Origin of the sequence: Phytobacter massiliensis JC163 (assembly GCF_000321045.1) — a bacterium.
Classification (GTDB): Bacteria; Pseudomonadota; Gammaproteobacteria; order Enterobacterales; family Enterobacteriaceae; genus Phytobacter_A; species Phytobacter_A massiliensis.
Genome location: NZ_HE578945.1, coordinates 1,679,232 through 1,698,176, shown reverse-complemented (window position 1 = coordinate 1,698,176; position 18,945 = coordinate 1,679,232). Strand labels below are relative to the sequence as shown.

Annotated in this window: 20 protein-coding genes, 1 tRNA gene and 1 pseudogene; 7 read left to right on the top strand and 15 right to left on the bottom strand. The window is 54.2% G+C overall.

Annotated features, from left to right (window positions below):
* Positions 1–517, bottom strand: a 517-nt coding sequence (locus ENTHG_RS26005; protein ID WP_044177825.1) for an AAA family ATPase, incomplete at its 3' end; no start/stop codon positions are given.
* 183 nt (positions 518–700) lie between these two features.
* Here ENTHG_RS26005 and matP point away from each other — a divergent pair.
* The gene (gene matP, locus ENTHG_RS08395) at positions 701–1,153 is read left to right on the top strand and encodes a macrodomain Ter protein MatP (RefSeq protein ID WP_044177824.1); all 453 of its coding nucleotides are present in this window, start codon (positions 701–703) and stop codon (positions 1,151–1,153) included.
* A gap of 74 nt (positions 1,154–1,227) precedes the next feature.
* Here the strand turns inward: matP and ompA are convergent, their stop codons facing one another.
* Positions 1,228–2,286 (bottom strand): porin OmpA, encoded by a 1,059-nt coding sequence (ompA, locus tag ENTHG_RS08390; RefSeq protein WP_044179175.1) that lies wholly within the window; start codon positions 2,284–2,286, stop codon positions 1,228–1,230.
* Positions 2,287–2,651: 365 nt separating this feature from the next.
* On the bottom strand, positions 2,652–3,152 hold the full coding sequence (sulA, locus tag ENTHG_RS08385; RefSeq protein ID WP_044177823.1) for an SOS-induced cell division inhibitor SulA: 501 nt from the start codon (positions 3,150–3,152) through the stop codon (positions 2,652–2,654).
* Between the two features lie 217 nt (positions 3,153–3,369).
* Between sulA and ENTHG_RS08380 the strand changes: the two genes are divergently transcribed.
* On the top strand, positions 3,370–3,990 hold the full coding sequence (locus ENTHG_RS08380) for a TfoX/Sxy family DNA transformation protein (RefSeq protein ID WP_044177822.1): 621 nt from the start codon (positions 3,370–3,372) through the stop codon (positions 3,988–3,990).
* Here ENTHG_RS08380 and yccS read toward each other — a convergent pair.
* Positions 3,987–6,114: pseudogene (yccS, locus tag ENTHG_RS08375) on the bottom strand (YccS family putative transporter). The gene ENTHG_RS08380 and the pseudogene yccS overlap by 4 nt on opposite strands.
* A gap of 16 nt (positions 6,115–6,130) precedes the next feature.
* Positions 6,131–6,577 carry a YccF domain-containing protein gene (locus tag ENTHG_RS08370; RefSeq protein ID WP_044177821.1) on the bottom strand — a complete coding sequence of 149 codons (447 nt, stop codon included), beginning with the start codon at positions 6,575–6,577 and terminating at the stop codon, positions 6,131–6,133.
* 124 nt (positions 6,578–6,701) lie between these two features.
* On the opposite strand from ENTHG_RS08370, the gene helD reads away from it, so the two are divergent.
* Positions 6,702–8,756, top strand: a complete 2,055-nt coding sequence (gene helD, locus ENTHG_RS08365; RefSeq protein WP_044177819.1) for a DNA helicase IV — start codon at positions 6,702–6,704, stop codon at positions 8,754–8,756.
* 28 nt (positions 8,757–8,784) lie between these two features.
* Here helD and mgsA read toward each other — a convergent pair whose 3' ends face one another.
* Together mgsA and csgI are read right to left on the bottom strand one after the other, a co-directional pair.
* A complete protein-coding gene (gene mgsA / locus ENTHG_RS08360) occupies positions 8,785–9,243 on the bottom strand; it encodes a methylglyoxal synthase (RefSeq protein ID WP_044177814.1) in 459 nt (152 codons plus the stop codon).
* A gap of 112 nt (positions 9,244–9,355) precedes the next feature.
* A complete protein-coding gene (gene csgI / locus ENTHG_RS08355) occupies positions 9,356–10,018 on the bottom strand; it encodes a curli synthesis inhibitor (protein WP_044177811.1) in 663 nt (220 codons plus the stop codon).
* A gap of 149 nt (positions 10,019–10,167) precedes the next feature.
* Here csgI and ENTHG_RS08350 point away from each other — a divergent pair, with 149 nt between their 5' ends.
* A complete protein-coding gene (locus ENTHG_RS08350) occupies positions 10,168–10,581 on the top strand; it encodes a CoA-binding protein (protein ID WP_044177809.1) in 414 nt (137 codons plus the stop codon).
* 25 nt (positions 10,582–10,606) lie between these two features.
* On the opposite strand, the gene hspQ is transcribed toward ENTHG_RS08350, so the two are convergent.
* From hspQ to ENTHG_RS08335, 3 genes are all read right to left on the bottom strand, one after another.
* Positions 10,607–10,924: a heat shock protein HspQ gene (gene hspQ, locus ENTHG_RS08345; protein WP_044177808.1), complete on the bottom strand. Its 318-nt coding sequence runs from the start codon at positions 10,922–10,924 to the stop codon at positions 10,607–10,609.
* Between the two features lie 74 nt (positions 10,925–10,998).
* The gene (gene rlmI / locus ENTHG_RS08340) at positions 10,999–12,189 is read right to left on the bottom strand and encodes a 23S rRNA (cytosine(1962)-C(5))-methyltransferase RlmI (protein WP_044177807.1); all 1,191 of its coding nucleotides are present in this window, start codon (positions 12,187–12,189) and stop codon (positions 10,999–11,001) included.
* Between the two features lie 106 nt (positions 12,190–12,295).
* Positions 12,296–13,078, bottom strand: a complete 783-nt coding sequence (locus ENTHG_RS08335) for a hypothetical protein (RefSeq protein WP_044177804.1) — start codon at positions 13,076–13,078, stop codon at positions 12,296–12,298.
* 222 nt (positions 13,079–13,300) lie between these two features.
* Between ENTHG_RS08335 and yccX the strand changes: the two genes are divergently transcribed.
* A complete protein-coding gene (gene yccX, locus ENTHG_RS08330; RefSeq protein ID WP_044177801.1) occupies positions 13,301–13,594 on the top strand; it encodes an acylphosphatase in 294 nt (97 codons plus the stop codon).
* On the opposite strand, the gene tusE is transcribed toward yccX, so the two are convergent.
* Together tusE and yccA are read right to left on the bottom strand one after the other, a co-directional pair.
* Entirely contained in the window at positions 13,591–13,920 is a 330-nt protein-coding gene (tusE, locus tag ENTHG_RS08325) for a sulfurtransferase TusE (protein WP_044179172.1), read from the bottom strand. The genes yccX and tusE overlap by 4 nt on opposite strands.
* A gap of 85 nt (positions 13,921–14,005) precedes the next feature.
* Positions 14,006–14,659 (bottom strand): FtsH protease modulator YccA, encoded by a 654-nt coding sequence (gene yccA, locus ENTHG_RS08320; RefSeq protein WP_044177798.1) that lies wholly within the window; start codon positions 14,657–14,659, stop codon positions 14,006–14,008.
* Between the two features lie 322 nt (positions 14,660–14,981).
* On the opposite strand from yccA, the gene ENTHG_RS08315 reads away from it, so the two are divergent.
* Together ENTHG_RS08315 and ENTHG_RS08310 are read left to right on the top strand one after the other, a co-directional pair.
* A complete protein-coding gene (locus ENTHG_RS08315) occupies positions 14,982–16,559 on the top strand; it encodes an ABC transporter substrate-binding protein (RefSeq protein ID WP_425325299.1) in 1,578 nt (525 codons plus the stop codon).
* Positions 16,560–16,699: 140 nt separating this feature from the next.
* Positions 16,700–16,787 (top strand) — tRNA-Ser (locus tag ENTHG_RS08310).
* A gap of 106 nt (positions 16,788–16,893) precedes the next feature.
* Here ENTHG_RS08310 and ENTHG_RS08305 read toward each other — a convergent pair.
* From ENTHG_RS08305 to ENTHG_RS08295, 3 genes are all read right to left on the bottom strand, one after another.
* Positions 16,894–17,649, bottom strand: coding sequence for an SDR family oxidoreductase (locus tag ENTHG_RS08305; protein WP_044177792.1), 756 nt, complete (start codon positions 17,647–17,649; stop codon positions 16,894–16,896).
* A gap of 45 nt (positions 17,650–17,694) precedes the next feature.
* Complete coding sequence (locus ENTHG_RS08300; protein WP_044177789.1) at positions 17,695–18,648, bottom strand: 2-hydroxyacid dehydrogenase; 954 nt, start codon at positions 18,646–18,648, stop codon at positions 17,695–17,697.
* A gap of 69 nt (positions 18,649–18,717) precedes the next feature.
* The coding region (locus ENTHG_RS08295) for a VOC family protein (RefSeq protein ID WP_044177786.1) at positions 18,718–18,945 on the bottom strand (228 nt) is incomplete at its 5' end.

Sequence of the window (18,945 nt, the reverse complement as noted above, 5' to 3'; positions counted from 1 at the left end):
TGCTTTTCAGGCGTAGCCACAGTAACGGCTGAGCCAGCAGCGTGCGCAGGGAGATGACCAGCGTGCCGCCGTTAGCCTGATGAACCAGACCGGGCTGTAGCGACAGCGTGTTATTGAACTGGCGCAGGCAGCCAAATAGCTGTTCCGCCTCCACCCAGTCCGCGGTAACGACCAACTCTTTCCCGACAAAGGCGGCGTTCGGGTCGCTTGCCGCAAGAAGGGTGACCGTATCGCCATTGATGAGGTAGTCGCCACCCGCCAGCGCTTCGCTTTGCGGCTGCAAAGGGTTTAGCGCGCCGGCGATAAGATCCAGATAGAGACGCTCCTCCGGCGCTTTGGCCAGCATAAAAGGAGATGTCGCCTGAGGGTGAAGCAGCTGCTCCAGCGCATAGAATAATCGGGGTTGGGTATCAGCCAGAAATGCCGTCTCATCATTAGATACAGATGGCTCAAAGGCTTCCTGATAACTTTCGGCATCAGGAATGAGTTCATTCCATTCAAGTTTTGTAATGGTCAAAGTCGTTATTTTAGTCTGCTGTAAAAAGCGCGATTATACCGTAAACGACTTTGCCGCACACCGCTAATAGCGATTTTACCCGGCGCGAATTGCCGTCTGGCTTAGCAGAATGTGATTTCTTTTCAGCAGAGAGGAAAAAAACTGATATTCTGAACAGAGTTACACGGTAACGTTGAGATCGCAATGAAATATCAACAACTGGAAAACCTTGAAAGCGGCTGGAAATGGAAGTACCTGGTGAAAAAGCACCGTGAAGGTGAGCTTATCACCCGCTACGTTGAAGCCAGCGCGGCAAAAGACGCTGTCGATTTATTGCTGACCCTCGAAAACAAACCTGTGCTGGTAAATGAATGGATCGAGCAGCATATTAACCCATCGCTTATCAACCGCATGAAGCAAACTATTCGTGCGCGGCGTAAACGTCATTTCAATGCTGAACACCAGCATACCCGCAAGAAGTCGATCGACCTGGAATTTGCCGTCTGGCAGCGTCTTGCCGGGCTGGCCCAGAGAAGAGGAAAAACCCTCTCTGAGACTATCGTGCAGCTTATCGAGGATGCCGAGCACAAAGAAAAATACGCCACGCGGATCTCTTCGCTTAAGCAGGATCTGCAGGCGCTGTTAGGCAAGGAATAAACTTTTCAGCCTTTTTGACTTTTTGAAGGCAATAAAAAACCCCGCCAGGCGGGGTTTTTTATGATGACGAGAACTTAAGCCTGCGGCTGAGTTACAACGTCTTTGATGCCTTTAACTTCGATCTCTACGCGACGGTCCGGCGCCAGGCAATCGATCAGCGCAGCACGCGCTTTCACGTTGTCACAGGTGTTGCCAGTAACCGGGTTGGATTCACCCATGCCACGTGCGGAGATTTTGTTAGATGGGATGCCTTTAGAGATCAGGTAGTCAACAACGGACTGAGCACGTTTCTCAGACAGACCCTGGTTGTAAGCGTCAGAACCGATACGGTCGGTGAAGCCCAGAACCACGACGGAACCGTCTTTCGGATCCAGGTTGCTCAGCTGGCTGTACAGCTGATCCAGCGCCTGCTGACCTTCCGGTTTCAGGGTCGCTTTGTTGAAGTTGAACAGTACGTCAGACTTCAGAGTGAAGTGCTTGGTCTGTACTTCCGGAGCCGGAGCCGGTGCCGGTGCAACTACCGGTGCAACGTCTTCCTGCTGGCCGAAACGGTAGGAAACACCTACGCTCAGCAGACCGTTGTCCTGACGGGTACCGATGGTGTTAGCATCACCGATGTTGTTAACCCACTGGTATTCCAGACGAGTAGCAACGTCACGGGTGATCGCCCACTCAAGACCACCAGCGAATACCGGGGAAACACCGGTGTCGTGATCTTTGAAGTGTGCGCCTGCAGCAGGTACGTTTGCTTTAGAGTCAGCACGCCATACCATACCACCCAGACGGGTATAAATGTCCAGATCGTCTGCTACCGGGTAGCTCAGCTTAGCGGTCAGCTGTACGCCCTGAGCTTTAAAAGCGCCGTTAACGGTGTCGCCTTTATACTCTTCGCGGCCCAGCCAGTCGTAACCCATTTCGAAACCAACATACGGGTTAACCTGATAACCACCGAACGCGCCAGCACCCAGTTGGTTTTCATGGGTCGGGCCGTCATTCGGAATGAAGCCGGTGTCGTGGAACTGAGACCAGCCCAGTTTGCCACCTGCGTACCAGGTATTATCTTTCGGTGCGGCCTGCGCTACGGTAGCGAAACCAGCCAGTGCCACTGCAATCGCGATAGCTGTCTTTTTCATTTTTTGCGCCTCGTTATCATCCAAAAATCGCCATGAAAATCTCGGTGAGAAGTCACGGTTAAATCCTTCACCGGGGGAATTGCTCATTTGTAACTCTGGAGATATCTTCACGATATCTTTGGCTTATGCCGAGCACCCCTGGCGATGTAAAGTCTACAACGTAGTTGGAAACTTACAAGTGTGAACTCTGTCAGGCGTATGAAAAAAAGACTTTGTATACACAATATTTAACAATTTTGAGGAACTCTTAGCCATTCTTGTTTAAGAAAAAGACTTCGGAATCAGCCTGTGGCGCGGTATCAGGCTGAAAATGCTGCAATCGTAGCCCGCATGAAAAAGTATCCCAGGAATTATCTTATTTTTACTCAATGATACAAACTAGAGTGAATTTTTATGCCTGCATGCTGTCTGGCTGCTTGAGGATCGTACTGCACAGGTCGCATGACGAAGCCAATGGCGTTTCCTTCTTCTGCCGCCATCGCCAGGCGATGATATTCCTCTTCCGTAAGCTCATCAGCGTGCCAGCCGATAACCACACTGTAATTACCCGTCTTGAGCGCCCGAATCATCGATTCCAGGGTCAGACCGGGGGAGAGCTGGCTGATTTGCATCACTTTGGTCAGCGGCAGACCGGCAGATTCGACCCAGGCGCGGCTGAGTTTCTGCTGCGGCGTGAGCCACAATTGCCAGCGAGACTGTTGCCCCAGCTGCTGGAGCAGCGGTAAAAGGAGTAACTGCGTCATGCCGGGTTGGTCTTCGCGATAAACGACTTCACTAATCAATCCTGTTGACGCTCCGGTGGTTCCCGCACTGTGAGCGGAGACAAATTGCGATGAACGGTCTGCACGGCTTAAAGAGTGGTACATGATCAACCCAGCCCTGTTAGTTACTGTATAAACATACAGTACCGTTTGAACGTTCAAAGATCAACCTCATTTTCTGAAAGTGCGTCGCAAAATTATGCGAGAAAAACACTTTCTAAGAAAATTCACTTGCTGCACGGCGCACAGTTGCCTATTTTCCTCCATAGCGGATCCGCTAAAACACTGATGGTTTTAGTCCATGATTTCAAAGGGAATTATCATGAAAAGCGTATCATTCAACAGGATTCATCAGTCGCTGGAATATCTGGCCCCGCTGGGGCATATTCGCTATCGCGCGCACTTTGGTGGCTATAGCTTGTCCATCGACGACACCGTGTTTGCCATGGTGGCGGATGGGGAGCTCTATCTGCGAGCGTGTGAAGAGAGCGCCCCGTATCATGCCGCCAGGCAAGCGCCGCTTTTGTCTTTTCAAAAGCGTGGCCGCTCTGTTTCGCTGAACTACTATTTTGTCGACGAGTCTCTCTGGCGGGATCGCCCTCTATTATTACAACTCTCCTCGCAGTCGCTGGCCGCCGCCAGGGATCAAAAATTGCAGCGTGATAACCAGCATCGCCTCAAAGACCTCCCCAACCTCTCATTTCAACTGGAACTGCTACTTTGCGAAGCGGGCGTTAAAGATGAAAAGACCCTGCGCATTCTGGGCGCCAAAGTGTGCTGGCTGCGGTTAAGGCAGATGAATAAACAGCTGGGTATTAAAGTGTTATTTGCCCTTGAAGGGGCGATTATCGGCCTGCATGAAGCCGCGCTCCCGGCGTTAAAACGCCAGGAGCTGATCGACTGGTACAATGAACTGAGCGATAAAAAAAGCCGCGAGCGTTAAACCACCTGACGCTGCAGACGACACATCTCCGGCAGCAACGCGATCAGTAAACCAATTTGCTGCAGCACAAGCGGCTCTTTACTGTCAGGTCGCGGCTCAAGATGCTTAATACGGCGCGACAGGTCAGCAAGGGTGCTTTGCACGCGCTCTTCATCAGCTGGCTGGTGATGAAGCGCGTCATCAACATAGCAGACGGCGTCATCCAGCAGCCGCAGTATAGCCGGATGGGTTAACTGTTCACGATGGGCGCCGAGCGCCGCGATATAGCTGGTAAAAGTATGGTTAAGGCAGAGCAGGCGAAATGCCGCTTCACGTATTTCAGGCGTCGCGCCCGGCTCAGAGGCCATATTCGATACCACCGAGGCCAGCTCCGCGTCGCGGTTATAAGCATTCCTGCGCGCAACGCGGTAGGCCAGACGGTTATCCCGCCCCTGATGGTACTGCTCAAGAATGGCATCCAGGTAACGGCAGTTGGCGTCGAAAGCCTGCCCGGTGACGCGGGAGAGATTGCGAAAACGCCAGTCCGGCCAGATAAAACTCACGGCCGCCCAGGCGATAGCGCAACCCACCAGCGTGTCGATCACACGGGGAATCGCCACCTCGAACCCTTCGCCTAATAAATTGAAGCAGAGCAGCACCAGCAGCGTGATGAACATAGTGGCCTGGGCATACTGAACAAGCCGAAAGGCGAAGAAGAGTACCCCGGTTACCACAATCAGAATCAGCTGCCCTTCCAACGAGGGAACAAAATAGAGCACCGGCAGCCCCAGCGCGACGCCGGCCAGCGTACCGATAATACGCAGCGTAAGGCGATGGCGAGTCGCGTTGTAGTTTGGCTGGCAGACGAAGAGGCTGGTTAACAAAATCCAGTAGCCGTGATTCATGCCCGTTATCTGAATAATGGCGTAACCGGCGCAGAGCACGAGGGACATACGCACCGCATGACGAAACAGGGCCGATTCCGGCGTCAAATTATTGCGCAGGCGCAGCCAGATATCGCTCAAGCCGTGCAGGCTGTCATCGGCAAGGATATTTTCCGACTCTTTTTGCTGCAGGGTCGCAGGCTGCCCCGACTCAATAGAGGCCAGCTGCGCATCGATGGCACGGAGATTATCAAAGCAAAAATCCCAGCGCTTTCATCTGTTCCGGCGAGGTCGTGCCGCCAGCGCGTATCCTGTCCAGTGCCGCATCCAGATGGATAAAAACGCGTTCAAAGCGGTTATCGTGCTGATAGGGCGTGCGAAGCAGGATCGCCCGGGCGAGTTTCGCACAGGCCTGTGACTGCATCGTTATCAGCCGTTGAAAGCGAAACATCACGTCGCTGTAGCGGAAATGTTCACGCAGCGCCTGATACTGAATATGTGACGAACTGGCCCGCTCATGAATATCCTGAGCGGCAAAATAGTAGTGCAGGGTACGGCGCGTGCCGCGCTGGCCCCGATCGCCGCGCAGGCGGGTAAGCAGGGAGGCCTTGGTCTGATTCAGGGTAGTCACCAGCTGCCCGTTAGCCAGCGCCAGTTCATACAGCGGCGCCTGGCTTTCCTCTTCAAGATCCGGGTCGAACAGGCGCGCTTTTAGCTCCAGATAGTGGGAGAGTTGTTCAAAGCAGCGCGCAAGGTTGTCCTGCAACGGGCGAATCGGAAAGACCAGGTGCCCGACCAGAGTAAGAAGGTTGAACCAGACGGCGCCTGCCAGCAGCAGTAAAGGCTGCTGATACCAGGTGGAATACAGTGATACCCCCAGCATGGTGTAAATGGCGATAAGCAGGGCGCCGAACGCAATGGTCGCATAGCGCTGTCCAAGCCCGCCCAGAAGAATAAACCCGATGGTTGACAGCACCAGCCCGCCGGCAAACAACCACGGCCAGGGGAAAAGCAGCTCGACGGAAGCCGAGGCGATAAAAAATGAAACCAGGGTAATGATCAGGTTGCGCAACCGGCCGGTCAAACGGTCATCCAGGTCCGCCAGCGCGGCAGCGACCACGCCCAGGGTTAAGGGGATGGTCAACTTTACTTCGCCCAACAGCCACGGTAGCGCCGCCGTGCCGCAGAGGGCGATGAAAATACGAACGTTATAAAGCCAGGCGCTGTTCCAGGTGTAACGGCGTAGCAGGGGGCTAAGCATAATAGCGGTATCTCGCTTACGGGTAACGGCGGCGGGCATTGGCTTCGCGGATGGCGCGGGCCGTTTCAACCGGCACAACGCGTCTGCCTACTGGCCAGACGGCAATGGCGGCGATTTTCAAATTGGCGACGCCGGTAGGAATACCAATAATAGTGAGGCACTGGGCGATCCCCGCAATTATATGCATCGCGCATAGCCACCAGCCGAAGAGAACCAGCCAGACAATATTCAGCAGCGTACCGCCCGCGTTCATCATGCTGCTCTTGCCTTCGGGGTTAATCTCATCGACGTGCAAAACTTCATTTCCCCAGGGCACCAGCGACAGCTTGGTGATTTCCCAGCAGGAGCGCGTCAATGGCAGGGTGATAACCAGTACTATGCTTGCCAGGGTAGCCAGCAGCCAGCCTAAGGTAATGGCAAAGCCGCCCAGCACAAAATTGATGATATTCAGAACAGTACGCATATTTCCTCGATGCCAGCCTGTCAGTAACTTTACACGGCAATTGTAACGTTTTTTTGGACTGGAGCACGTTTTCTCTGGCGGGTAAACTAATGCGCACGATCATACGCTGACAAAAGGGTAAAGAATGGAACTTAAAGCAACGTCGTTGGGAAAGCGCCTGGCGCAGCACCCTTATGATCGTATTGTCATTCTCAACGCGGGCGTTAAAGTGTCCGGCGACAAGCATGAATATCTCATACCTTTCAACCAGTTATTGAACATCGAATGCAAACGCGGCCTGGTATGGGGCGAACTTGAATTCGTGCTGGTGGATAATAAAGTCGTCCGCCTGCATGGCACCGAGTGGGGCGAAACCCAGCGCTTCTGGCAGCACTTAAATGAACGCTGGCGCAGCTGGAGCGCAGAGATGAGCGAGGTGGCGGCGCAGGTGCTGTCAGAGCAGCTTGAGGCTATCGGCGGGCGGGTGGCGTCAGGCCACTGGCTCACCCGCAGCCAGCTTAACGGGGTACAGGCGCAGCTGCGGCAGGCTTTTGATGCGCTCCCGCTGCCAACGGCTCGCCTGGACGGTTTTGATAACTGCCGTGAACTCTGGCGGCAGTGTCAGGCCTGGCTTAAGGATATCGAGGCGCGGCGCGCGCAGCATAATCAGGCATGGACTGATGACATGCTGCGACAGTACGCCGATTTCTTTGCCCACATTGAGTCGTCCCCCCTTAATCCGGCGCAGGCCCGGGCGGTAGTGAACGGTGAGAAATCCTTACTGGTGCTGGCAGGCGCGGGCAGCGGCAAAACCTCCGTGCTGGTGGCGAGGGCAGGGTGGCTGCTGCTGCGCGGTCAGGCTTCCCCGGAACAGATTTTACTGCTGGCGTTTGGCCGCAAGGCCGCCGAGGAGATGGATGAACGCATCCGCGAACGGCTAAAAAGCGACGAGATTACGGCCCGTACTTTCCACGCGCTGGCGCTGCATATTATTCAGCAAGGGGGCAAAAAAGCGCCGGCCATTAGCATGCTGGAAAATGACGCCGTGGCGCGTCAAAAACTGTTTATTGACGCCTGGCAGACCCAGTGCGCCGAGAAAAAAGCGCAGGCGAAAGGCTGGCGGCAGTGGCTGGAAGAAGAGCTCCAGTGGACGGTGCCGGAAGGTAATTTCTGGCAGGACGAAAAAATGGTCCGCCGCGTTGCCGGACGGCTGGATCGCTGGGTAAGCCTGATGCGTATGCACGGCGGTAGCCAGACAGAGATGATTGAAGCCGCGCCCGAGGAAATTCGCCCCGTATTCAGTAAACGCGTTAAGCTGCTGGCGCCGTTGCTCAAGGCGTGGAAGGCCGCGCTGAAAGCCGAGAACGCCGTCGATTTTTCCGGGCTAATCCATCAGGCGATTAACTTGCTCGATAAAGGGCGTTTTATCAGTCCGTGGAAACATATCCTCGTGGATGAGTTTCAGGATATCTCTCCGCAGCGCGCTGCGCTTCTGGCGGCGCTACGGCGGCAAACCCCCCATACCACGCTCTTCGCCGTAGGCGATGACTGGCAGGCCATTTACCGCTTTAGCGGCGCGCAGCTCTCCCTTACCACCGCGTTTCATGACTATTTTGGCGAAGGCGAGCTCTGCGCCCTGGATACCACCTACCGCTTTAACTCGCGGATTGGCGAGGTGGCGAACGGCTTTATTCAACAAAACCCGCATCAGTTGGCTAAGCCGCTGAATAGTTTGAGCAGCGGCGATAAGAATGCAGTGACGCTGCTGGCGCAGGAGCACCTCGATGCGCTGCTTGATAAGCTGAGCGGTTATGCCACCCCTGAGGATCGTATTTTGCTGCTCTCGCGCTATCACCACGGCAAGCCCGCCAGCCTTGAAAAGGCGGCGACGCGCTGGCCGAAACTGCAACTTGATTTCATGACCATTCACGCCAGCAAGGGGCAGCAGGCAGAGTATGTGATTGTGCTGGGGTTACAGGAAGGCGGCGAGGGGTTCCCGGCACCTGCGCGGGAGTCGGTCATTGAGCAGGCGCTGTTGCCCGCTGAGGAAGCCTTCCCGGATGCCGAAGAGCGCCGCTTACTGTATGTCGCCATGACCCGCGCCCGTAAGCGCGTCTGGCTGCTGTTCGATAAAGAGAATCCGTCACGCTTTGTCGATGCGCTGCGCCAGCTTGGGGTATCGGTGGCGCGTAAGCCCTGATAACAGGCGGCGCATGCCGCCTGCGGCCTTATTTGAGGCGCTCTGCCAGGTAGCGCTGATAATCAGGGATCAGAATATCGACGCTGTCTGAAAAGCCCGGCGACTGAATGATAAAATCCGCCGTGGAGGAGTTTGTGGCTACCGGAATATTCCAGACGGTAGCAAGGCGTAACAGGGCTTTGACGTCAGGATCGTGCGGAACGGCGTTCAGCGGGTCCCAGAAAAAGATCAGGACGTCAATTTTCCCCTCGGAAATCAGCGCTCCGACCTGCTGGTCGCCGCCCATCGGACCGCTCAGCATGGCGTTCACCTCAAGGCCTGTGGCGCGCTGAATTAAATTGCCGGTGGTGCCTGTGGCGTACAGAACGTGCTCCGCCAGCTTCGGCTGATGACGCTCAACCCAGTTCATCAGCATCTTTTTACAGTGGTCATGCGCAACCAGAGCGATATGTTTACGTGCCGGTAAAGCGCGAGTTGTCAGTTCCATAATCCCTTTCCGTTAATTAACTTCGCTACAGATTACTGCAAGGGAGTGGCGCTGCAAGAGCAGGGTGTAAAAAAGTGCGATGCGATAGCTGAAATGTTAACCCGGACGACAATCACGAAGGCGGCTGCTGTTTAAGCCAGCGCATAAAGCGGTCGCGGGTTTGCGGATCGGCCTGCTGATACCAGAACTTGAGCCGTTGTTCGGTGAGGGTTTGCGAATGGGCAGGGGGAAGATCCAACTCCGAGACGCCGGACAGCAGGGTGCTGTCATCGGCAACCGGGGTGGCGAACTGTGGAAGCGACGCATATTTCCCCGCTTTGTTATAGCGCCCGGCGGCCTGTTCGTAATCCGCCCCTCCCGGGGATTCGCTGATTTCCAGAATATCCAGCTTGACCGGAATAGGGGTGGCATTGCCATCAAGCAGCGCCAGGTGTGGCGTGGCGTTAAACTGCTCCGCCGCTTTTTGACTGTTCAGTAACGGCAGTCTGAAATTCACCTGGCTTATCTGCCGGGTATCAAAGGTGGCGATAAGCGGTACGGAGATAAACAGTGCGGCCTCCTGGCCTGCGGCGGGCAGCGTTTTTTCCACCCGGAATACCAACTGATGTACGCCGTTTTCCAGCTCTATACTCTCCGCGCCGCGTAACAGCGAACTGGAGACTTTTTTGCCGTCAAGCACGAGCAGGTCAATGTCGGATGAAAGGCGAAGCGACGTCGCCAGTACATTGGCCGGTATTAAACACGCCATGATTATTACCCGCCAGCCGGACGCCATAGCCCGTTCCCCTTACTTTTTCGCCGTACCCCAATCTCTTCTTTTACTATAAGGAGACAGACCCCTTTTTTGCACTCATGCTTCTGTATGGGATGGATGGTGGCATCCCATTGTTTGACATACACTTGAGTAAACCACGGGAGGAAATCATGAAAGAGACTGATATCGCCGATATTTTAACCACAACCCGCACCATTGCGCTGGTGGGCGCGAGCGACAAACCGGACCGCCCGAGCTACCGGGTTATGAAGTACCTGCTGGATCAGGGGTATCACGTGATCCCCGTTTCACCTAAAGTCTCAGGGGGGACCCTGCTGGGGCAGAAAGGCTACGCGACGCTGTCAGACGTGCCGGAAAAAGTGGATATGGTGGACGTTTTTCGTAACTCCGAAGCGGCATGGGGCGTGGCTCAGGAAGCCATTGCCATTGGCGCGAAAACCCTCTGGCTACAGCTGGGCGTCATAAACGAACAGGCGGCGGTGCTGGCGCAGGAAGCAGGGATGAATGTGGTGATGGACCGCTGCCCGGCGATTGAGATCCCCCGGCTGGGGCTTTCGAAGTAAACAGCCCCCGCGATGCGGGGCGCTGCTAGTTATTGAGGCGTGGCGCCTGAAGCTGCTGGCGAATTGAGCGCGCAAGCTCATCCATAGAAGGCTGCTCGGGATGCTCATCCCGCACTTCGCTGGTCAACTGGACTTCTGCCAGATAGGTATGAACCGGCTGACCATCGTCATCTTCCATTACCACGTGATACCAGGGCGCGGCCCGAAGTTCGTCGTTAACCGCCAGTTCATCTTCTGACGGTTCATCAAGTGAATATTCAGGGTCGATGTCCACCACGACGCCTAAGTAGCCTAAAAGCGTGTGGCGAACCTGCTGACCAATACCGTATTTGCTGGCTATCATTCTCACCTCCCGGGAACCTGCACATTGCGCGTTGCGCTTAACACAAATATGCGGACAAAGTTCCCAAAATCAAGTTACATGACGCGACAGGCAAACCCTTTCAGATACAGCCCTTCCGGGTAGGTGGCGATCACCGGGTGATCGGCGGCCTGACGGAACTGCTCTATAAATTGTACATCACGCCCGGCATCTAATGCCGCGTCGGCGATAATTTTCTGAAAGAGATCGGTTGTCATCAGCCCTGAACAGGAGAAGGTCAGCAGCACGCCGCCGGGGTTGAGAAGTTGGATCGCCAGCATGTTGATATCTTTATAGCCGCGACAGGCGCCCTGAAGCTGGCTTTTGTTCTCAACGAACTTGGGTGGGTCCATCACGATGACGTCAAATTTCTCGCCCTGGTCGCGGTATTTGCGCAGCAGCTTAAAGACGTCGTCGCGCACAAACTCTGCTTTGCTGAGATCGAGCTTGTTGAGTTCGACGTTCTTTTTAGCGACATCCAGCGCTTCCTGAGAGGTATCGACGCTCACGACCTGGCGGCAGTTGCCCATCAGCGCGGAGACGGCGAACCCGCCAGTGTAGGAGAAGCAGTTCAGAACGCGTTTATCGTCAACATAGCGGCGAGTCGCCAGACGGCTGTCCCGCTGATCGAGGTAGTAACCCGTTTTATGCCCCGCTTTGATATCGACATACAGTTTCATGCCGTTTTCAGTGACGGGCAGCAGATCCGGAGGCAGTTCACCGGCAACCGGGCCCTGGGCAAGTTCCAGCCCCTCTTTTTTACGCACGGCCACATCGCTGCGATCGTAGATAGCGCAGTCCGGATAGAGCGACTGCAGCGCCGACACAATCGCCGGGCGCTGATATTCTGCGCCCGCGCTTAGCAGTTGCAGCACCAGAAAATGGCCGAAGCGATCGATGGTCACGCCCGGTAAGCCGTCGGATTCGCCCGCGATCAGACGATAGCTATCCAGCCCGTCGCGCTGCGCGAGCCAGTCGCGCCACTGCTGCGCCTGCTTAAGACGCCGGATAAAAAAGTCGATATCAATGGTTTCGTCTTTATCAAACGTCCACACCCGTGCGCGGATTTGCGACGCCGGGGAGAATGCGCCCCGCGCCAGCCATTTACCCTGCGCATCAACGATATCAATGGTTTCACCCGTGCTGGCTTTGCCTTCCATACGGCTAACCGCGCCGGAGAAGACCCAGGGATGACAGCGCAGGAGTGATTTTTCGCGCCCTTTTGCTAACACTAAACGTACAGTCATAGTTGATTATTCAGTTACGGTAGAAAATGGGCGCTATTGTCGGGGGTTCACCGCGCAATTGCAACGCACCCTTACTGAAAGAGACGCGCTATCCTGCCGGTGCCGGTCAGACAAAGATGCCAAACGTCGTAGCGATCGCCCGAACGTTTTCATCGCCGTGCCTGACCCAGTTGCGGATAAAATCGATAAAGTTCTTATCTGCCGTGACGTCCCATTCATTAAAATAATTAATCGCTTTCCAGCGGGAAATATCATGGAAAAAAACTCGCTCGCACAAATAATAGGCTACGGCTCTTATTCTGATCGCGCTCTCATCATCCCGTATCTGGGTAATGCTTTTCACCTCTAATACCGTCAGATGGTCGTCGATATATTGTAAAATAGAGGCTACAGGAATGTTTTTCGGAATATTGCAAAGCAGTTCGTCAAGATAGTGATTAAAACACGATCGGCGGGCATTTATTTGTGGATGGTGAACAAAGGGCAGCGCCTCCCAGTGTTGGTGAATATAGAGCAGGTTACTCATCGCTGCCGCTTCACCCAGCGCCTCTTCAAACCATTTATGCTTATACGCCTGTACCCGCTCGTAATGGCAGTAGGCGTGGCAAAGTTCGTGGCTAAACTGATGGATAATTTTGCCCCAGTTATCGCCATCGGGGATATTTAGTGCGATGCGGTAAAGATTATCCTCCTGCAGTTCGCCGGTAGGATAAAATATCATCGGCGCATGCATTGCTAATTCATTAGTAACGATAATATTTTTATTTAGCTCAAAGCCTGTCATGCGGGCAAATGAATTATAGGCCCCTGTAAGCAGGATTTGTAAGGTATCGGCGTCGATGTGTTGCCATTGTGCGATATTATCGACAATGATTCGGACCTGAGCCATCTTTCTTCCCATTCTGAATATGTTAAAAACATGCTGATGTTTACATAACTGCTACATTTAGAGTGAGGAAATGGTATTGCTAAAACTGTCTGCTTTTGAAACAGGAAACCCCTACACTTAGTGGAAGTTTAGCTTCTCTTTTTTAGAATTGCTTAATCTTAGCCGTACTTGTTGTTTCATCAGGCTAAAATAAAAACAGATAGGGCGGGTGAGGAGGAAATAATGACAGACGAAGACAGATCTTGCTGCGTCATCTGCTGGGTTCACGGTAGCGTCCAGGGCGTTGGTTTCCGCTACAGTACCCAACATGAGGCGCAGCGCCTGGGGCTGACGGGCTACGCGCGCAACATGGATGATGGAAGCGTAGAGGTGCTGGCCTGCGGCGAAAAAGACCAGGTTGAGCAGCTGGTGTCATGGTTAAAGGCGGGTGGGCCGCGGAGCGCCCGGGTTGACAAAGTCTTAACCGAGCCTCATCAACCCGACCGGGAATGGACCAACTTTGGTATCCGCTACTAAATGCACTTTACCGGTTTAGGCAGGCCGGCGATTTTGGTCGCCTGCTTAGCCGGTCCTTTCGGGAACAGGCGATACAGATAGCGGCTGTTGCCTTTTTCCTCGCCGAATTTGTTGGCCATTGCTTTCACCAGCATGCGGATGGCGGGCGACGTATTGAATTCCAGATAAAATTCGCGCACGAAGCGAACCACTTCCCAGTGCTCGGCCTCAAGGGTGATGCCTTCGTTTTCGGCAATGGCGGATGCCAGCGCCTCGCTCCACAGGTGGGGCTCTTTCAGATAGCCTTCGCTATCGGTTTCTATCTCTTTGCCTTCAAAAATCATGATCGGTCGCAAGTCAGTCAATAACGCCGGGAGTGTACCAAAAAACAAAGCCCCGCATAAGCGGGGCTTAGATTAACAGCAGCGGAGGTTAATCGCGGCTGGCGAAGCCCAGAATGCTCAACAGGCTAACGAAGATATTGTAGAGCGAAACATACAGGCTGACGGTAGCACGAATATAGTTGGTTTCACCGCCATGAATGATGTTGCTGGTTTCAAACAGGATAGCGCCAGAGGAGATCAGGATAAACACCGCGCTGATAGCCAGATGCAGCGCAGGCAGCTGCAGGAAGATATTCGCCACCATCCCTACCAGCACGATAACGATACCTGCCATCAGCATACCGCCCAGGAAAGACATATCTTTACGGGTGGTCAGTACGTAGGCCGAGCAGCAGAAGAACACCAGCGCCGTACCACCCAGCGCCAGGCCGATGATATCGCCCATCCCTGCCGACAGGAAAGCATTAAGGATGGGGCCGAGGATATATCCGAGGAAGCCGGTAAAAGCGAAAGCGGCGATGATGCCGGACGGTTTGTTCGCCAGCTTATAGGTGAGGAACATCAACCCGTACATACCCACCAGCGTTAAAATCAGCCCCGGAGAGGGCAGCGCGAGAACGGTGCTGGCCGTTGCCGTGATCGCGGAGAAAGCCAGCGTCAGGCTAAGCAGGAAATAGGTATTGCGCAGTACTTTATGGGTGCTGAGCAGCGAGTCGCGGGAAGAGGTAATAATACGATCCATGAAGCACTCTCTTTAAACGGATGTCATTAATCAGGGAGGATAAAAAATCCCCGTTTCCTTACAAAGTTGTTTTACCCATCTTTACTCAAAAAACGCGCCCAGGCTACCGGCTAATCATGCCGCATCTGCCTGCGTTGGCAGAATAAACCGCTGTTTGTCATGGTTAATCATACCGACCTCTTATATGTCAGTGAAAAATATTGCTCAGCACTGCTTTGCACGCTAAGAGTGTAAGCGGGCGGTGATAAACAACATAACAAGGGCAAAAAGGATGATATCACAACGTTTTACCCGTATTAGCTTTCATGCGTTAACGCTGGCGATGCTTAGCGCTCCTGGTGCGCTGTATGCGGCAAACGTGCCGGAAGGCACCGTTCTTTCGGCCACTCAGGAGCTGGTGCGCAATAACGGTAGTGAACCGGCTTCGCTGGATCCCCATAAAGTAGAAAGCAATGTTGAATTCTCAATTATCAGGGATTTATTCGATGGGCTGATTGCCATCAGGCAGGATGGCTCCGTCGAGCCCAGGCTGGCGCAAACATGGGAAAATAAAGACAATACGGTCTGGATCTTTCATTTACGTCCCGGCATTACCTGGTCAGATGGCACGGCTATCACCGCGAAAGACTTTGTCTGGAGCTGGCAGCGGCTGGTGAACCCTAAAACCGCGTCTCCCTACGCCAGCTATCCGGGAAATATGCATATAGAAAATGCGGCGCAAATCGCGCAGGGCAAAGCCGACCCTCAGTCGCTTGGCGTCAGGGCGCTGGATGATAACACCCTTGAGGTGCGGCTAACCCAGCCCAATGCCGCGTTCCTTCCGATGCTGGCGCACCCCTCGCTGGTGCCCCTGGACCCGATTCTTATCAACCGGTTTGGCGACAAATGGACGAAGCCTGAACATATCGTCACTAGCGGCGCCTATAAAATTAGCGAATGGATAGTAAACGAAAAAATAGTCGCCGTTCGCAACGCGCGATTCTGGGATAACGGCGCGACTGTGATCAATAAAGTCACTTATCTCCCCATTAGCTCCGAAACGGCGGACGTAAATCGTTATCGGGCGGGAGAGATAGACATCACCAATACCATCCCGGTTAATCAGTTTGCCCAGTTAAAAAAGACCCTTGGCGATCAGGTTAGCGTGACGCCGCTGCTGTCCACTTATTACTACCAGTTCAATACCACGAAACCGCCATTTAACGACCCCAGGGTACGGCGAGCCCTGAACATGGCGCTGGATAAAGAGATTATCGCCAGCAAAGTGATGGGGCAGGGACAGCGGCCCGCGTGGTTAGCCAGCCAGCCGGAAATCGGCGGCGTAACCCTCAGCGCGCCGGATTATGCCGCCTGGCCTCATGAAAAGCGCATTAACGAAGCGAAGAAGTTACTTAAAGAGGCCGGATTTGATGATGCGCACCCGCTCTCCTTCAATCTGCTTTATAACACCATGGAGACCCATCAGCGCATTGCTATTGCCGTTAGCTCAATGTGGAAGAAAAATCTCGGCGTGGAAGCGAAGCTGCAGAATCAGGAGTGGAAAACCATGCTCGATACGATGCACACCGGGAATTTTGATGCGGTGCGCTACGCCTGGATTGCCGACTACGACGATGCCTCTACGTTTCTGAACCCGTTCCGTACCGGCGACAGCGAGAACACCACCCAATACAGTAACCCTGTTTATGATGAGGCGCTAAGGAGGGCAGCCGCGGCAGGCGATCTTAGCGAGCGAGGCCGTTATTATCAGCAGGCCGAAACGTTACTGGGCGAGGATGTGCCAGCGATTCCCGTCTATTACTATGTACGCACGCATCTGGTCAAACCCTGGGTTGGCGGCTTCGCCCCCGATCGGCTGGGGTATTTTTTAACGAAGGACCTGTATATCAAACAGCACTGATATCCTGCGGTCAGGCGAATGTTTAACGAACAATCTGGCGTTAATTCAATCAAATAACCACTATTTGATTGTTTTTCAGGCATCTGAGCATTTCAGCTCTTTACATGCGCCGTCGGGATGTTTATAGTGCGCCTCATTCCGGAAGTGTGGCCGAGCGGTTGAAGGCACCGGTCTTGAAAACCGGCGACCCGAAAGGGTTCCAGAGTTCGAATCTCTGCGCTTCCGCCAGATTAAACAAGGGGTTACCGAAAGGTAACCCCTTTGTTTTTCAGGCAATTTAGCATTGCCCATCCCATGGGCCGCGCACGACGGCGCAGCCCTCCCGGCTCTTTTCTTATCCGCGCCCGACAAACGGCATGGTTGTCGCCATAACGGTGATGAACTGCACGTTGGTATCGAGCGGAACGCCCGCCATATAGACAACGCTGTTAGCCACCTGCGAAACATCCATCATCGCTTCAACCGCGACCTCGCCGTTAGCCTGTTTCACCCCTTTTGCCATCCGCTGGGACAGCTCAGTATGCGCATTGCCGATATCAATCTGTCCGCAGGCAATACCGTATTTGCGCCCGTCAAGAGAGAGACTTTTAGTCAGGCCGGTAACGCCGTGCTTTGTCGCCGTATAGGGGGCGGAATCAGGGCGGGGGGCATGTGCCGAAATGGAGCCGTTATTAATAATACGTCCGCCCTGCGGGGTTTGCGCTTTCATCAGGCGGAAGGCGCCCTGTGCGCACAGGAACATCCCCGTCAGATTGACATTGACTACCGATGCCCACTGCTCATAGCTCAGATCTTCAAAGGGGACACCCGGCACATTGGTGCCCGCATTATTAAAAAGTACGTCCAGATGACCGCACTTTTCTTTGATACGCGTAAACAGCGCCGTTACTGACTGGGGGTTGGTCACATCCGTTGGCACCACCATCGACTGTTCGCTGCCGCCCAGCGACGCGACCGTTTCCAGTAACGGTTCCAGCCGACGACCGGCGAGAACCACAAAATAACCCGCCTGCGACATGGCGATAGCTGTCGCTCTGCCAATCCCGCTGCCAGCGCCGGTTATCAGCGCGATTTTAGTTGACGTAAACATGGCTACATCCTTCTGCTTTGTTAGGGGGAACATGACATACCGCGCTTAGCTGGTCAGGCTGCAATCAGGGCGGTGCCCGCTAAGCGCCTGTGCCAGACTTTCCAGCACCATCTCTCCCATGGCAGTGCGGGTTTCCACCGTGGCGCTGGCGCGGTGCGCCTGCAGTACAACGTTATCCATACTTAAGAGCGGAGCAGGGACATTCGGCTCATCGACAAAAACATCCAGCCCGGCGCCCTGAATTTTTCCGACCGTCAGCGCCTGCACCAGGTCGGGTTCATTCACCAGCTTTCCACGGGCGATATTGATTAAAAAACCGTTTTCACCGAGCGCTTCCAGCACCGGGGCATTCACAATACCTTCCGCCTTATCCGCAGAGGCGGAAAGAATAAGCGCGTCGCTCTGTCGCGCCAGCGCCTGCAGGTCGGCAATAAAAGGATAATCCAGGTCTGGCATCGCGTGCAGATCGGTGTAGGCAATCGGGCAACCAAAGGCCGCCGCACGCGTCGCAATGGCGCGCCCGACGCGCCCCATACCGACAATTCCTACGCGCATACCGCTGAAACGGCGGGAGAGGGGAATCGCGCCAGGGTGAGGATTTTTCGCCCATTCACCAGCGCGCACCACCCGATCGCCTGAACAGATGCCGCGGCAGGTAGCAATAAGCAGGCCAATGGCCAAGTCGGCGACATCCTCCGTAAGCGCGCCCAGCGTCGCCGTGACGTGAATATTACGTTTTCGTGCATAGTTGAGGTCGACTGCATCGACGCCAACACCATTAATGGCGACAACCTCCAACGCGGGCAGTTGCTCCATCAGAGCATTACTGATCCCGGTATGGCCGCCTGAAACAACGCCGCGGATACTATTACCAAACTCTTTAATAAATGCCTCTTTATCTTCCAGTTCAAAATAGCGATGCACGGTATAAAGCGCGTTTAATTTCTCGCTAATTGCCGGAATAAGAATGGGATTTAACTGCAAAATGCTGGGTTTCATAGCGTTAGTCCATAGTTGTGGCCAGCACATCGCTGGCTCATTTTCATTTTTATCAATGCGGGTGAAGCGTTAAACGGCGCGACGTTCCAGTATCTCGATAGCGATATTTTGCGGCCCGCGAATAAAACAGCCGCGAACGCCTGGGCGCAGCGTGTGGGGCGCTTGAGTAAATAACACCCCCTTGCTTTTTAAGTCGGCGACGGTCTCGTCCAGGTTTTCGACCGTCAGGCCAAAATGATCGAGTCCCTGATAAGGCGGAAGCGGCGGCGGGGCCACACCATCTCCCTCTTGAACCGG

Excerpts from the sequence above, each read along its gene's own strand:
- csgI (WP_044177811.1), bottom strand. The coding sequence starts at position 10,018 with ATGGCGTCCGGCTGGCGGGTAATAATCATGGCGTGTTTAATACCGGCC.
- ENTHG_RS08305 (WP_044177792.1), bottom strand. The coding sequence starts at position 17,649 with ATGTTTACGTCAACTAAAATCGCGCTGATAACCGGCGCTGGCAGCGGG.
- yccA (WP_044177798.1), bottom strand. The coding sequence starts at position 14,659 with ATGGATCGTATTATTACCTCTTCCCGCGACTCGCTGCTCAGCACCCAT.
- helD (WP_044177819.1), top strand. The coding sequence starts at position 6,702 with ATGGAACTTAAAGCAACGTCGTTGGGAAAGCGCCTGGCGCAGCACCCT.
- matP (WP_044177824.1), top strand. The coding sequence starts at position 701 with ATGAAATATCAACAACTGGAAAACCTTGAAAGCGGCTGGAAATGGAAG.
- ENTHG_RS08350 (WP_044177809.1), top strand. The coding sequence starts at position 10,168 with ATGAAAGAGACTGATATCGCCGATATTTTAACCACAACCCGCACCATT.
- hspQ (WP_044177808.1), bottom strand. The coding sequence starts at position 10,924 with ATGATAGCCAGCAAATACGGTATTGGTCAGCAGGTTCGCCACACGCTT.
- mgsA (WP_044177814.1), bottom strand. The coding sequence starts at position 9,243 with ATGGAACTGACAACTCGCGCTTTACCGGCACGTAAACATATCGCTCTG.
- ENTHG_RS08335 (WP_044177804.1), bottom strand. The coding sequence starts at position 13,078 with ATGGCTCAGGTCCGAATCATTGTCGATAATATCGCACAATGGCAACAC.
- yccX (WP_044177801.1), top strand. The coding sequence starts at position 13,301 with ATGACAGACGAAGACAGATCTTGCTGCGTCATCTGCTGGGTTCACGGT.
- ENTHG_RS08370 (WP_044177821.1), bottom strand. The coding sequence starts at position 6,577 with ATGCGTACTGTTCTGAATATCATCAATTTTGTGCTGGGCGGCTTTGCC.
- ENTHG_RS08380 (WP_044177822.1), top strand. The coding sequence starts at position 3,370 with ATGAAAAGCGTATCATTCAACAGGATTCATCAGTCGCTGGAATATCTG.
- ompA (WP_044179175.1), bottom strand. The coding sequence starts at position 2,286 with ATGAAAAAGACAGCTATCGCGATTGCAGTGGCACTGGCTGGTTTCGCT.
- rlmI (WP_044177807.1), bottom strand. The coding sequence starts at position 12,189 with ATGACTGTACGTTTAGTGTTAGCAAAAGGGCGCGAAAAATCACTCCTG.
- ENTHG_RS08300 (WP_044177789.1), bottom strand. The coding sequence starts at position 18,648 with ATGAAACCCAGCATTTTGCAGTTAAATCCCATTCTTATTCCGGCAATT.
- sulA (WP_044177823.1), bottom strand. The coding sequence starts at position 3,152 with ATGTACCACTCTTTAAGCCGTGCAGACCGTTCATCGCAATTTGTCTCC.
- ENTHG_RS08315 (WP_425325299.1), top strand. The coding sequence starts at position 14,982 with ATGCTTAGCGCTCCTGGTGCGCTGTATGCGGCAAACGTGCCGGAAGGC.